The sequence below is a fragment of the Streptomyces sp. NPDC015127 genome (assembly GCF_043080095.1).
In the GTDB taxonomy this organism is placed as follows: domain Bacteria; phylum Actinomycetota; class Actinomycetes; order Streptomycetales; family Streptomycetaceae; genus Streptomyces.
The window spans coordinates 54,118-67,405 of sequence record NZ_JBIBVE010000001.1 but is presented as its reverse complement, the minus strand read 5'-3'; the positions used below and the strand labels follow the sequence as shown (position 1 = coordinate 67,405).

Annotated in this window: 11 protein-coding genes; 9 read left to right on the top strand and 2 right to left on the bottom strand. The window is 73.1% G+C overall.

From position 1 onward, the window contains the following. The first annotated feature begins 407 nt into the window (after positions 1–407). From ACF08N_RS00335 to ACF08N_RS00315, 5 genes are all read left to right on the top strand, one after another. A complete protein-coding gene (locus ACF08N_RS00335; RefSeq protein WP_392322292.1) occupies positions 408–1,862 on the top strand; it encodes an FGGY family carbohydrate kinase in 1,455 nt (484 codons plus the stop codon). After that, a complete protein-coding gene (locus tag ACF08N_RS00330) occupies positions 1,859–3,331 on the top strand; it encodes an FAD-dependent oxidoreductase (RefSeq protein WP_392322291.1) in 1,473 nt (490 codons plus the stop codon). The genes ACF08N_RS00335 and ACF08N_RS00330 overlap by 4 nt, the downstream gene beginning before the upstream one ends. Further along, positions 3,328–4,608, top strand: coding sequence for an NAD(P)/FAD-dependent oxidoreductase (locus ACF08N_RS00325; protein ID WP_392322290.1), 1,281 nt, complete (start codon positions 3,328–3,330; stop codon positions 4,606–4,608). The genes ACF08N_RS00330 and ACF08N_RS00325 overlap by 4 nt, the downstream gene beginning before the upstream one ends. 59 nt (positions 4,609–4,667) lie before the next feature. Next, the gene (locus ACF08N_RS00320) at positions 4,668–6,032 is read left to right on the top strand and encodes a bifunctional transcriptional activator/DNA repair enzyme AdaA (RefSeq protein ID WP_392322856.1); all 1,365 of its coding nucleotides are present in this window, start codon (positions 4,668–4,670) and stop codon (positions 6,030–6,032) included. Between the two features lie 106 nt (positions 6,033–6,138). Then, positions 6,139–6,708 carry a DoxX family protein gene (locus ACF08N_RS00315; protein WP_392322289.1) on the top strand — a complete coding sequence of 190 codons (570 nt, stop codon included), beginning with the start codon at positions 6,139–6,141 and terminating at the stop codon, positions 6,706–6,708. Between the two features lie 33 nt (positions 6,709–6,741). Here ACF08N_RS00315 and pstS read toward each other — a convergent pair whose 3' ends face one another. Continuing rightward, a complete protein-coding gene (gene pstS / locus ACF08N_RS00310) occupies positions 6,742–7,821 on the bottom strand; it encodes a phosphate ABC transporter substrate-binding protein PstS (protein ID WP_392322288.1) in 1,080 nt (359 codons plus the stop codon). A gap of 188 nt (positions 7,822–8,009) precedes the next feature. Further along, the gene (locus ACF08N_RS00305; RefSeq protein ID WP_392322287.1) at positions 8,010–8,969 is read right to left on the bottom strand and encodes a kinase; all 960 of its coding nucleotides are present in this window, start codon (positions 8,967–8,969) and stop codon (positions 8,010–8,012) included. Between the two features lie 184 nt (positions 8,970–9,153). Here ACF08N_RS00305 and ACF08N_RS00300 point away from each other — a divergent pair, with 184 nt between their 5' ends. From ACF08N_RS00300 to ACF08N_RS00285, 4 genes are all read left to right on the top strand, one after another. Then, the gene (locus ACF08N_RS00300) at positions 9,154–9,939 is read left to right on the top strand and encodes a methyltransferase (protein ID WP_392322286.1); all 786 of its coding nucleotides are present in this window, start codon (positions 9,154–9,156) and stop codon (positions 9,937–9,939) included. Between the two features lie 13 nt (positions 9,940–9,952). Continuing rightward, positions 9,953–10,957 (top strand): pyridoxal-phosphate dependent enzyme, encoded by a 1,005-nt coding sequence (locus ACF08N_RS00295; RefSeq protein ID WP_392322285.1) that lies wholly within the window; start codon positions 9,953–9,955, stop codon positions 10,955–10,957. An 81-nt stretch (positions 10,958–11,038) separates the two neighbouring features. Continuing rightward, positions 11,039–11,884 (top strand): Rossmann-like domain-containing protein, encoded by an 846-nt coding sequence (locus ACF08N_RS00290; RefSeq protein ID WP_392322284.1) that lies wholly within the window; start codon positions 11,039–11,041, stop codon positions 11,882–11,884. Further along, positions 11,881–13,191, top strand: coding sequence for an MFS transporter (locus ACF08N_RS00285; RefSeq protein ID WP_392322283.1), 1,311 nt, complete (start codon positions 11,881–11,883; stop codon positions 13,189–13,191). Before ACF08N_RS00290 ends, ACF08N_RS00285 begins: the two co-directional genes overlap by 4 nt. Positions 13,192–13,288 lie beyond the last annotated feature (97 nt).

Here is a 13,288-nt window from a genome sequence, read left to right as displayed (position 1 = left end):
GTGAAGCGTGCGTGTCCGTCCGGCGGGCATCGGCGTCCACCGGGCAGGAGACGTCCGGGAGCGGCCGGCCGCCGTCGGGGCGGATCCGGACGCCCGGCAACGCACCGGCCGTCCGTCGTGCAGGGCAGACGTCCGGTGGTCGGCCGGACGCCGGCAGGCGATGTCACGCCGGCGGGGGGCTGCGCCGGTCCCCGTTCCGCTTTCCGTGACGCGCCGATCTTACTCAACAGATCGCCCAGGACAAGGAGTTGATGATGTATCAGGACGACCCGGTGCCGGGCGGCCCTTGACGGGGGCGGCGGTCTGCACCACGCTTTTCCGCAGCGATCAAGGTGTCGACGAAGGTGTCGACGAAGGCGTCGATCCAGGTTCGATCCAGGTTTCTTCGAGCGGAGAACGGGGTGGCCGTGACAGGCCCTGTGCTTGCCGTCGATCAGGGCACGTCCGGGACGAAGGCGCTGGTCGTCTGTCCCGAGCGCGGCGTCATCGGCAGCGGCTTCGCACCCGTCGCCCCCCGCTACGGTCCGGGCGGCCGCGTCGAGGTGGACCCCCGCGCGCTGCTCGCCTCCGTCGTCGACGCCGGACGCCAGGCCCTCGCCCGTGCGGGCGAACCGGTCCTGGCCGTCGGCCTCGCCAACCAGGGCGAGACCGTCCTCGCCTGGGACCCGGCCACCGGCGAGCCGCTCACCGACGCCATCGTCTGGCAGGACCGGCGCGCCGCACCGCTGTGCGACGAACTCGCCCCGCACGCCGATGAGTTGAGGCAGCTGACCGGGCTGCCGCTCGACCCGTACTTCGCCGCCCCGAAGATGGCGTGGATCCGCCGCGAGCTCACCCGCGACGGCGTCGTCACGACCAGCGACTCATGGCTCGTGCACCGCCTGACCGGAGCGTTCGTCACCGACGCGGCCACCGCCGGCCGGACCCAGCTCCTCGACCTCGACAGCACGGCCTGGTCGCCGCGCGCCCTCGACATCTACGGCCTCTCGGGCGAGCGGCTCCCGGACGTCGTCGACGCCGACGGGCCGGTCGGCGTCACGACCGCGTTCGGTCCCGGCATCGCCCTCACCGGTCTGCTCGTCGACCAGCAGGCCGCCCTGCTCGCCCAGAGCGTCACCGAACCGGGCACCGCCAAGTGCACCTACGGCACCGGTGCCTTCCTGCTGGCACAGACCGGGCCGGCGCCGCTGCGCGCCACGACTGGCCTCGTCAGCTGCGTGGCCTGGCGGCTCGGCGGGAACACCAGCTACTGCCTCGACGGCCAGGTGTACACGGCGGCCTCCGCGGTGCGGTGGCTCACCGACCTCGGCGTGATCTCCGGCGCCGCCGACCTCGACCCCGTCGGCTCGGCCGTCCCCGACAGCGGCGGCGTCACCTTCGTTCCGGCGCTCGCCGGGCTCGCGGCCCCCTGGTGGCGCGGCGACCTGCGGGGCTCGGTCACCGGACTCGGTCTGGACACCGGGCCGGGACACCTCGTCCGCGCGCTGTGCGAGGGCATCGCCGCCCAGGTGGCCGGCCTCACCGACGCCGTGGCCGCCGACCTCGGCGCCCCTCTCACCTCACTGCGGGTGGACGGCGGGCTGACCCGCTCCGCGCTGCTCATGCAGACCCAGGCCGATCTTCTCCAAATCCCCGTCGAGGTCTCGGCGTTGCCCGACGCCACCGCCCTCGGCGTGGCCGCCGTGGCCCGGCTCGGCACGGATCCGGCACTGTCACCGCGGCAGGCCGTCCCGCCGTGGACGCCGTCCGCCGTCTACGAGCCGCGGATCGGCGCCGACCAGGCCGCCGAACGGCTCGCCCGCTTCCGCGCCGAGGTGGACGCCCTGCTGGAGCGCTCGCCCGCGGCGGCACCGGCCGTATGACCGTCACCACCAGCGGCGAACTGCCCGGCCGCCCGTACGACGTCGTCGTCGTGGGCGCCGGCGTCGTCGGCACCGCCATCGCCCGCGAACTGGCCCGGCACCGGCTGCGCACCGCGCTCGTCGACGCGAGCAACGACGTGGGCAACGGCACGTCCAAGGCCAACACCGCCATCCTGCACACCGGTTTCGACGCCGTCCCCGGCTCCCTGGAGGCCCGGCTCGTCCGCGAGGGGCAGCGCCGCCTGGCCGCCTACGCGGCCGAGAGCGGGATCCCCGTCGAACCCGTCGGCGCGCTCCTCGTCGCCTGGGACGAGGAGCAGCTCGCCGCGCTGCCCCGGCTCGCCGACAAGGCCGTACGCAACGGCTGCCACGACACCCGCCAGCTGGACGCCGCCGAGACCTACCGCCGAGAACCACGGCTCGGCCCCGGCGCACTCGGCGCCCTGGAGGTGCCCGGCGAGTCGGTCATCTGCCCCTGGACCACGACGCTCGCCTACGCGACCCAGGCCGTACGCGCCGGAGTCGCCCTCCACCTCAACTGCCGGGTGGAGTCGGTGACCCAGGGGCGGGTCCACGAACTGTCCACCGACCGCGGGGTGTTGCGCACCCGCTACCTGGTCAACGCGGCCGGACTGCACGCCGACGAGTTCGACCGGCTGCTCGGCCACGACGACTTCACCGTCACCCCGCGCCGCGGCCAGCTGATCGTCTACGACAAGCTCGCCCGCCCCCTCGTCCGCCACATCCTGCTGCCCGTGCCCACCGCGCTCGGCAAGGGCGTGCTCGTCGCACCGACCGTGTACGGCAACGTACTGCTCGGCCCCACCGCCGAGGACCTCGACGACAAGCGGGCCACCGGCTCCACGGCGCAGGGGCTCGCACTCCTTCGCGAGAAGGGCCGGCACATCCTGCCCGACCTGATCGACGAGGAGGTCACCGCCGTCTACGCCGGACTGCGCGCCGCCACCGGGCAGGAGGACTACCGCATCCGCTCCCGTCCCGGACAGCGGTACGTCACCGTCGGCGGCATCCGCTCCACCGGCCTGACCGCGTCCCTCGCCATCGCCGCGTACGTCGTCGGGCTGCTCCGCGACGCGGGGCTCGACCTCGGTCCGGCAGAACCGCTGGAACCGGTGCGCATGCCCGGCATCGGCGAGGCGTTTCCGCGCCCGTACCAGCGAGCCGACCTGATCGCCGCCGACCCCGCGTACGGCACGATCGTCTGCCACTGCGAGCGCGTCACCCGCGGCGAGATCCGCGACGCGCTCACCAGCACCCTGCCCCCGGCGTCGCTCGACGGCCTGCGGCGCCGTACCCGCGCCCGCGGCGGCCGCTGTCAGGGCTTCTACTGCGGAGCAGCCGTCCGCGCCCTGTTCGACGCCCACCGCGCCGGGGACCCGGACGCTCCCCTCACCGTGGACCCGGACGCGCCCGTCGCCGGGGACACGGCGGACGGGGCCGGGCGATGAGCCGCGGGGAGCAGCGCCGGGAACGGACCGTCGACGTCCTCGTCGTCGGCACCGGCCCCGCGGGACTCGCCGCGGCCACCCGGCTCGCCGCGCAGGGCGCCGGCACCGTCGAGGCCGTCGAACGCGAACAGGAACCCGGCGGCATCCCCCGCCACTCACCCCACCGGGGCTTCGGCCCCCGCCACCGCCCGCTCGACGGCCCCTCCTACGCCCGACGCCTCGTCGACGCCGCCGTGGCGGCCGGAGCCGTCCTGCGCACCTCGGCCACCGTCACGGACTGGGCCGGACCCCTCACCCTCGACCTCACCACCCCCGCGGGTCTGGAACGCGTCACCGCGCGGGCCGTCGTCCTCGCCACCGGCGCCCGCGAGCGCCCCCGCAGCGCCCGCCTGATCCCCGGCGACCGGCCCGACGGCGTGCTGACCACCGGAGAACTCCAGCAGTCCGTGCACCGCCACGGCCACCGCACCGGCCACCGCGCCGTCGTCGTCGGCTCCGAGCCCGTCGCGCTGACCGCCGTCCGCACCCTGCGCGGCTCCGGCACCCAGGTCGTCGCGCTCGTCACCGACCGGGCGCACGGCCCGCTCCAGTCCCCGCGCCATCGCGTCCCGGTCGTCACCGGCACCACGGTCGCCGAGCTGACCGGCCGGGGCCGGCTCACCGGCGTACGGCTGCTCGGGCCCGACGGTGTGCTGCGTCTGGTCGCCTGCGACACGGTGGTGCTCACCGGCGACTGGATCCCCGACCACGAACTGGCCCGGCACGGCGGCGTACCGCTCGATCCCGCGACCCGTGGACCGGCCGTCGACACCGCTCTGCGCACGGCCCGGCATGGTGTCTTCGCCGCCGGCAACCTGCTGCGCGGAGCGGAGCCCGCCGCCACGGCCGCCGAGGAGGGACGGCACGCCGCGGCCGCCGTGCTGCGGTATCTGGGCGCCGGCGCATCCTGGCCCGCCGCGGGCCCGCCCATCAGATGCGGGCCCCCGCTGCTGCGGATCACCCCGAACCTCGTCACCGCCTCGGACCCTCCGCCCCCGCAGGGCCGCTTCCTGCTGCGCACGACCGAACGGCTGCCCCGCGCGGTCCTCCTCGTCGAACAGGACGGTCGGCCGCTCGACCGGCAGCCGCTGCCCCGCACCGCCGTACCCGACCGCGCGATCCACCTGCGGTCGTACTGGCTCTCCGAGGTGGACCCGGACGGCGGCCCGGTCCGGATCAGCGTCATGTCCGATACCCGCCAGCCGGCGACCGCTGAGCCTCCGATACTGGCCCTATGACCATCGACGGCAGCCGGACGGCGGACGAGAGCCCCACAGCGACGCGGGCCGCGGACGTCCTGACCGAGGACAGCAGGTACCAGGCGGTGAGCAGCCGCGACGCCCGCTTCGACGGAGTGTTCTTCTTCGCCGTCTCCACCACCGGCATCTACTGCCGCCCGAGCTGCCCCGCGGTCACCCCCAAGCGCCGGAACGTGTCGTTCTACCGCACCGCGGCCGCCGCCCAGGGCGCCGGTTACCGCGCCTGCCGCCGTTGCCGCCCCGACGCCGTGCCCGGCTCCGCCGAATGGAACGTCCGCGCGGACGTCGTCGGCCGCGCCATGCGGCTCATCGGCGACGGCGTCGTGGACCGCGAGGGCGTCGCGGGCCTCGCCACCCGCCTCGGCTACAGCGCCCGCCAGGTCCAGCGCCAGCTCAACGCCGAACTCGGCGCCGGACCCATCGCGCTGGCCCGCGCGCAGCGCGGCCACACCGCGCGCGTCCTGCTGCAGACCACCACGCTGCAGGCCGCGGAGATCGCGTTCGCGGCAGGGTTCGCGAGCGTACGGCAGTTCAACGACACCATCCGGGAGATCTACGCCGCCACCCCCAGCGAGCTGCGCTCCGCCCGCGCCGGCCGCGCCCCCGCGCAGGGCGGCGGTGCGGGCGTTCCGCTGCGGCTCGCCTACCGGGGCCCGTACGACGCGCGCGCGATGTTCGACGACCTGGCGGCCCGGGCGGTCCCGGGCGTCGAGGAGGTCGTCGGCGAGAGCGGCTCGCGCACCTACCGGCGCACCCTGCGCCTGCCCGGCGGCGCCTCCGTCGCCGAGGTGTCCGAACGGCCGGGCGCCGGAGGCTGGCTGGAGTGCCGTCTGCACCTCGCCGACCTGCGCGACCTGACCACGGCGACGCAGCGGGTGCGCCGGCTGTTCGACCTGGACGCCGACCCCTGCGCGGTCGCCGAACGCCTCGGCGCCGACCCGGTCCTCGCCCCGCTGGTCGCCGCCCGCCCCGGCCTGCGCGTCCCGGGCGCGGCCGACCCGCACGAGGCCGCGATCCGTGTCGTGGCCGGAGCGTCCGCCGCGGAACTCGTGGCGGTATACGGCGAGAGGCTGTGCGTTCCCAGCGGCGGCCTCACCCACCTCTTCCCGCGCGCCGAGAGCCTGACGGAGGCCGGTCCGCCCGCGTTGCGCTCCCTGACGACGGCGCTCGCCGCCGGAGACATCACGCTCGACCCGGGCGCGGACCGCGAGGACACCGAACGCCGCCTGCTCGCCCTCGCCGGCATCGACGCCCCGACGGCGGCCCGCATCCGCATGCACGCCCTCGGCGACCCGGACGTCCCGCTCCCCGGCGACCCGGTGGTGCCGGCCGGCGCAGCCCCGGAACGCTGGCGGCCCTGGAGCTCGTACGCGATGCGGTACCTGGCGGAACGCCCCGCCTGAGCGGTCGCCGTCCGGTCACCCGTACGGACCAGCAACGCAGCGGCCCCGGCCCCCGGCGGGCCGAGAGTGGAGGGCGTCGCCCATGTCATCCGCACCGGGAGCAGCCATGATCACCTTCAACCGCCGTGACACCGGACTGACCTTCAACCGCCGTGACGCCGGACTGTTCGTCCTGCGGGTCGGTACCGGCGCGGTTTTGGCCGCCCACGGCACGCAGAAGCTCTTCGGCTGGTTCGGCGGAGGCGGCCTGGAGGGCACCAGCAAGGGGATGGAGGCCATGGGCTTCCATCCGCCCAAGGGGAGCGCTCTCGCCGCCGGTCTCGCCGAGACGGGCGGCGGCGTGCTGCTCGCGCTGGGGCTCGCGACACCGGCCGCCGGCGCGGCGGCGGCGGGCAACATGGCCGGGGCCGTCTCCGTGCACGCACCGGCCGGCTTCTTCATGCAGTCGGGCGGCTTCGAGTATCCGGCGTTCCTCGGATTCACCGCGGCCGCTCTCGGCGTCGCGGGCCCCGGCCGGTACTCACTCGACTACGCCACCGGCCACCGGTTCAACCAGCCGTGGACGGTCGCGGCCGCCTTCCTCGCCAGCGCGCTCGCGGCGGCCGCCGTCGTCGGCAAGCGTGTCAAGGACCAGGCGGAGCCGGACCCGGACGGTGAGGACATCGACGACGAGTGACCGGACGGCGAGCCGCTGCTTGCGCTGCCCCGGTCAGGACAGGCTCGCCACCACGTCCCGTACCCGTGCGGCCAGAGCGTCCGGCAAGGGCGCGTAGTGCATCTTCGCGAGGTGGCTCTGGCCCTCCTCGCCCGCCGTGTAGGTGAGGAACGACTTGAGGGCCGGGAGCGCCTCGGCCGGGGTGCCCTTGTCGCAGACGACTTCGTAGGTGACCTGGACCAGGGGGTACGCGCCCGGCGCCTCGGTCGCGTAGTCGAACTCCACCGTCAGGTCCTTGCCCCCGCCGGCACCCACCTCGGCGGCGGCGATGCCCGCCGACGCCGCCCTCGCCGAGACCCCGACGGGCTCCGGCGCACCGGTGTCCAGCTTGACGGTGGGGAGCTTCTCCTCCGCGGCGGAGGACAGTTCGACGTACCCGATCGCGCCGTCCGTGGTGTACACCTGCGAGGCGACGCCGTCGGAACCCGCCGCCGAGTGGCCGCCCTTCGCCTGCCACGCCTTCTCCGCCTCGTAAGGCCACTGCTCGGGCGCAGCGGCGGCGAGGTAGGCGTTGAAGTTCTGTGTGGTGCCCGATCCGTCGGAGCGGTGCACGGCGACGATCGGGGTCGGGGGCAGGGAGACGCCGGGGTTCAGCCGCTGGATCTCCGGGGCGTCCCACCGGGTGATCTCCGAGTCGAAGATGCGGGCGAGCGTGGGCGCGTCGAGGACCAGGTCGTCGACGCCGTCGACGTTGTAGCCGATGGCGATCGGCCCGCCGACCATGGGCAGGTCGATGGCCCGGCCGCCGGGGCAGGTCTGTCGGGACGCCTCGACCTCGTCGGGCTTCAGCGCGCTGTCCGTGCCGGCGAGCACCGTCGCCCCGCGCAGGAACTGGGCGACTCCGCCGCCCGAGCCGATGGGCACGTAGCGGATCTGCACGCCCGGGCACGCCCGCTGGTACTCCCGCATCCAGTGCTTCATCGCGTTCTGCTGGGCGGTGGAGCCGGACGCCGCCAGTCGTCCCTGCTGCGCGCAGGCGATGTCGGCCTGCGCCTTGTCCGCGGCGCTCTCGCCGTCGTCGGCCGCTCCGGACCCGCAGGCGGACAGCGACACGATGCCTGCCAGGACCGCCAACCCCGCACCGAGTCGTCGTAGCCGATTGATCCGTCGCTGCCGCACCTGCGTTCCCTCCCTGAGCCAGGAACACAGATATTTTCCGACATTGATGCTCGTTCGGTGACGCCAAGGCGAACAACGGGCGTCGCTGAGGTGTTCTTCCGTCCGGGATCCGTCACAGCGCCGCCCACGGCGAGCCGCCCGGATCACACCGGAATGCGGGGGCCGGACCCCGCGTAGAGGGTGTTCGGGAAGCTGAGGGTGCGGTAGACGGCCACGCCGCCCGCGAGTTCCGAGCACGCCCGCGCCGCGGCCGTGACCCGGTGCGTGTACGCCGGGTCCCTGGTGTCCAGCAGCACGCCGAGTGTCGTACCGCTGTGCCCGACGGCCACTCCCAGCCCGCCGACGTCGCGGCAGATCCGGCGCATGGGCTCCAACGACCTCTTGTACCGGAGGGTTTGGTTCATCAGCGCACTGCGGGTCGCGACCCGGCCCACCTCCGCGAGGTCCCGCGTCCGGATGGCGTCGGCAAGACGGTCCAGCAGGCGTGCGTACGCGTGCCGGTCGGCTGTCGTGAACGGTTTGGGGATGCGGTTGAAGTCGACGGTGTCGACGGAGCCGCCTTCGTCGATCCCCACCACGCCCATGGCGGGCAGGGATCCGAGGACGGCGCGCAGACGCACGGTCCGGTGGTGGAAGGCGACGATCGCCGGGTAGAGGACGCCGTCGGTGGGTTCGATGCGCGCGAGGAGCCGCTCGATCCGGGACGGCGGCATGTCGACGTTCAGGGACTGGCCCACGGCCCGCGCGGTCGCGACCAGGTCGGCGGAGGAACTTGCCAGTCCCTTGCCCTCCGGGATCACGCTGTTGACCGTCAGGAGTCCTCCGGCCGGCCGCGGCGCCTCGTCGATGATCAGGCGGGCGAGTCGGAGGGCCTTCGTCTTCTGGGCGGGCCGGACCACCACGTCACGGGATCCGGGGTCCTGCCGGAAGGTGGCTCTCGTCCATCGGGCGACGGGCAGTGTCACCAGGAAGTCGCCGTCCTTCTCCGGCAGTACGCCCTGGAGCAGTTCGCCGAAGGTGCCGAAGGCGGTGCCCGCTCCGACTCCCGTCGTTCCCTGCCGCGGTGGACGAGGCCGGGGCACGACCTCTTGGGACAGCTTCACGAAGCTCCTCTCACGTCTTCCTGCGCCAGGGACCACATTATGAAAGTGATAATCATTCCTATCTGACGGTGCCTCTCCTGGGCAAGTCCGAGGGTCCCTCTCCGTTATCGGTCTTGACAATCATTTTCACTTAGTGGAGGCTCTCGGCTCGTTGCCCAGTCGACATCCCATCCGAGGAGGAAGCATGGGTGAGCACAACGGCAGCCGGGCCACGGCTGTTTCGAGGGTCCCCGCCGCCGGCGAGGACGTGTGGGAGCTCCACCGGAGCCTTCCGCACACGCTCCCCGCGGACGAGATCCTCGCCGTGAACAAGCCGAAGCCGGACCTGCACACGCACCGGACGTACACGTACAACGGATGGTCGTTCGACCTGCCGCCCGGTGTCTTCATGCCGGGCGAGACGAGCCGGATGGTCCACGACCGGCTGCTGGACGGCACCATCCCGGTGGCCGGCCGGTCGTACGCGGCCATGGGCGCGGGCCTCGGCGTCGAGGCCGTGGTCGCCGGTGTCCGAGAGGCCCGGGAGGTCTACGCGATGGACGTCGACCCGGACAGCGTCCGGGCGGCGGCCGAGCACTACGCCCGGATCGTCGGCGAACGGCCGGGCACAGCGTTCCACCCGCTGGTGTCCGACCTGTTCGACGGGTTTCCGGAGGGGGCGCAGGCCGACGTCATCACGTTCAATCCGCCGGCCGTGCGCGAGACGGTCAGCGACGATCCGGCCGTGGTGCGGAACGTCTGCGTCGGCATCGACATCGCCGTGCGGTTCTTCGACCAGATCGTCCGGCGCGATCTGCTCTCGGCCGACGGCGAGGTCTACCTGATCGTCTCCAACACCGCCGAGATACGGGACATCGTCCGGTACGCCATCGAGTCGGGCTTCACCCCCGAGGTCATCCACCGGCAGACCTGGGACACGGACAACGTCCAGACCTGTCTCTTCAGACTCCGCCGCCGCGTCGCCGCCTGACGGAGGGACAGATATGCATCCGCACATAGCAGAGGCCGTCAAGAGGCCCGATCTCGTATCCCTGCGGCCGGACCTGGTCTGCCTCCGGTTCGAGACGATGAAGATCTATTCGGCCCTGGGGGCGGTCCGCCACCTCCTCGAATCGGGCGCCGTCAGACCCGGTGACACCCTCATCGACAGTTCGAGCGGAATCTACGCGCACGCCCTGGCGCTGGCCTGCCACCGCTACGGAATGAAGTGCCACATCGTGGGCTCCACCACGGTGGACCGCACCCTGCGCGTGCAGCTGGAGATACTCGGCGTCACGCTGGAGCAGGTCCGGCCGTCGAAGAACCTGCGCCTCGACCAGGAACTGCGCGTACGGCGCATCGCCGAGATCCTCGAAGCGAACCCGTCGTACCACTGGATGCGGCAGTACCACGACAGCATCCACTACTACGGCTACCGCGACGTTGCCGACGCGATCGACCGGGAGGTGCCCGCCGGGCCCGTGACCCTGGTCGGCGGGGTGGGCTCGGGTGCGTCGACCGGCGCCCTCGCGACGTATCTGCGCGAGGCCGGCCGGGACGTGTCGCTCGTCGGCGTCCAGCCCTTCGGCAGCGTCACCTTCGGATCGGAACACGTGTCGGACCCGGACATGATCATCGCCGGTATCGGCAGTGCCATTCCCTTCCAGAACGTCCGGCACGAGCTGTACGACCGGATCCACTGGGTCAACTTCGACTGCGCGCTCTCCGGCTCCGTCGAACTCCTGCGGACCAGCGGCATCTTCGCCGGCCTCTCGACCGGTGCCGCGTACCTGGCCACCACCTGGGAGCGCCGGAGGGGCGACTCCCGCACGTACGTCTTCATCGCCGCCGACACCGGCCACCGCTACGTCGACAGCGCCTACGCCCGGCACGCCGACGCCCCGGACATCGACACCCTCAAGCCGCACGAGATCACCTCGCTCGACGAGCTGAGACACCCCTGGTCGACCACCTCCTGGCCCGACCTCAGCAGCTCCGGTGAGAGCTGAGCACCACCGCACGCCGGCCGCCTCCCCGAGGCAGGCCCGATCCCCTGACCGCACCGAGACCACGCCGACGAGAGAACTGACATGTCACACCCCACGCCGCAGACAGTCGCGGAACTGACCGACGCCGTACTGTCCGGCGCCTACGGCACCGACCCCCGGGAGCTGGCCGTCACCAGCGCCTTCTGGCTCTACCACACCACCAGGCTGGCCGGGAGCGAGGTCACCTACCACAACCACTACCTCCTGCTCCGCGTCGGCCGCTCCTTCGGCGCCTGTTCCTTCGAAGCCGGTGAACTCGCCCCGGACTTCTGCGAGAACGCCTCCGGCCACACGCTGGACACCCTGCTGCGCAACCCGTCGACCCCCGTCCGTATCGCCGCCCTCGACGCCTACCTCGCCCAGGTGCGGCCGCACCGGGACGCCCCCGACGCCGAAGTCGTCACGCTGCCCACCGGAACGCCGGAGGTCCGCGCACGGGCCCGCGACGCGTCCATCGCCGGCCTGCTCGACATCGAACCGGGCGCGAAGGTGGCGCTGATCGGAGTGGTCAACCCGCTGGTCGCGGCGATACGCGACCGGGGCGGCGTATGCCTGCCCTGTGACCTGAACCTGCGCACCACGCAGTGGGGCGAGCAGGTCACCGACGACATGACCGAGGTCCTCAAGGAAGCCGACGCCGTCGTGGCAACCGGCATGACCCTGAGCAACGGCACCTTCGACCTCGTCCTGGAGCACTGCCGGGAGCAGGACGTGCCGCTGGTCGTCTACGCGCAGACCGGCAGCGCCGTCGCCCGCGCGTTCCTGCCCGCCGGGGTCACCGCCCTGAACGCCGAGCCGTTCCCCTTCTCGCAGTTCAGCGCCGACCCGACCCCCATGTACCGCTACCGCGCCGACCGGCCCGTGCTCACGGACGGGGAGGGTGCGTGAGCACGGACGCCAAGGAATCGGCAACGCACCGGGAGACCACGAGGATGCCGAAGGCGTCGGAGGGTGAGGAACCGCTGCCGGGCGACCTGCGGATGGCCCGTACCCTGTGGCCCGTTCTGCTCGCCTCGGCCGTCGGTCTGCTGCCGTTCACCGTTTTCAGCACCTACCTGGTGCCGATCGCCGACGGAGCCGGGACCAGCGTCGCGGCGATGGGCGGACTGCGTGGACTCGGCGGTCTCGCCGCCCTGTTGGTCGGCACCGCACTCGCTCCCTTCATCGACCGGGTGCGCAAGGAGTGGGCCGCGGCCGGTGCGCTCGTCGCCCTCGGCGCCTCCGCGGCGCTGGGTGCCAGCGGCGACTTCCTCCTGCTCGCCGTGTTCTGCCTGCTGGTCGGTGCCAGTACCGCCGTGCTGAACCCGGCCCTCACCGCGGCCGCCGCCGACCGCTTCGGCTCGGGCAAGGCGGCCGGCCGGGCGGCGACCCTGGTCACGGCGACGCAGTCGATGACGGCGATGCTCGCCGCCCCCGTCATCGCCCTGCCCGCCCTGTTCTGGGGGTGGCAGGGAGACCTCGTCGCGGTGACCGCGGCCTGCCTCCTGCTGGGCCTCGTCTTCCTCGGACGGGGCACGCGGCAGGAACTCCAGGCCGCCGGGAACGAACAACGCCTGAGCTACCTCGCGTCGTTCAAGGCCCTCGGAGCGGTACGCGGCGTGGTGCCGCTGCTCCTCGTCTCCCTGCTCCGCACCGCGGTGTTCATGGGCTACCTGGCCTACCTCGCGGCCTACTACGACGACCGCTTCGACCTCGACCCCGGTCTCTTCGCCTTCGTATGGACCCTGAGCGGCGCGTCGTTCTTCGTGAGCAACCTCTTCACCGGGCGGATCACGAACGCCGACGTGTCCCGGATCAGTACCGAACGCATGCTGGTCATCGGCCTGGTCGCGGCCCTCGCCTCCGTCGTTGGCTTCTACTTCACGCACTGGCTGCCGCTCGCCCTCGTGCTGACCTCCGTGCACGCGGCCGCCCACGCGGTCGTGGCCGCGTGCGCCGTGAGCCTGCTCGTGCGGCGCTGCGGTTCCCTGCGCGGCTCGGCCCTGAGCCTCAACGCCGCCGGGCAGAGCCTCGGCGTCTTCGTGGGCGCCGCGCTGGGCGGCGCCGGTCTCGGCCTGGCCGGCTACCCGGGCGTCGCCGCTGTCTTCGGCGCCCTGGTCGTCGTGGCGCTGGGGGCCGCCGCCCTCGTGCTGCGCGCGGGCCCCGCGGAGGAGGACGAGGCGGGGGAGGAGGGCGAAGCGCCCGCAGCCGTGTAGCCCGACGGGTACGTGCCGTCCGCCCGGAGTCACCGGGCGGACGGCGCACGCCCGGCAGTTACGTTCCGTTCGATCTGGAAGGCCACCATTCGATGTC

What these genes read in the sequence shown, in the direction of transcription:
- ACF08N_RS00315 (WP_392322289.1), top strand. Translation starts at nt 6,139, where the DNA reads ATGATCACCTTCAACCGCCGTGACACCGGACTGACCTTCAACCGCCGT.
- ACF08N_RS00295 (WP_392322285.1), top strand. Translation starts at nt 9,953, where the DNA reads ATGCATCCGCACATAGCAGAGGCCGTCAAGAGGCCCGATCTCGTATCC.
- ACF08N_RS00290 (WP_392322284.1), top strand. Translation starts at nt 11,039, where the DNA reads ATGTCACACCCCACGCCGCAGACAGTCGCGGAACTGACCGACGCCGTA.
- ACF08N_RS00330 (WP_392322291.1), top strand. Translation starts at nt 1,859, where the DNA reads ATGACCGTCACCACCAGCGGCGAACTGCCCGGCCGCCCGTACGACGTC.
- ACF08N_RS00300 (WP_392322286.1), top strand. Translation starts at nt 9,154, where the DNA reads ATGGGTGAGCACAACGGCAGCCGGGCCACGGCTGTTTCGAGGGTCCCC.
- ACF08N_RS00325 (WP_392322290.1), top strand. Translation starts at nt 3,328, where the DNA reads ATGAGCCGCGGGGAGCAGCGCCGGGAACGGACCGTCGACGTCCTCGTC.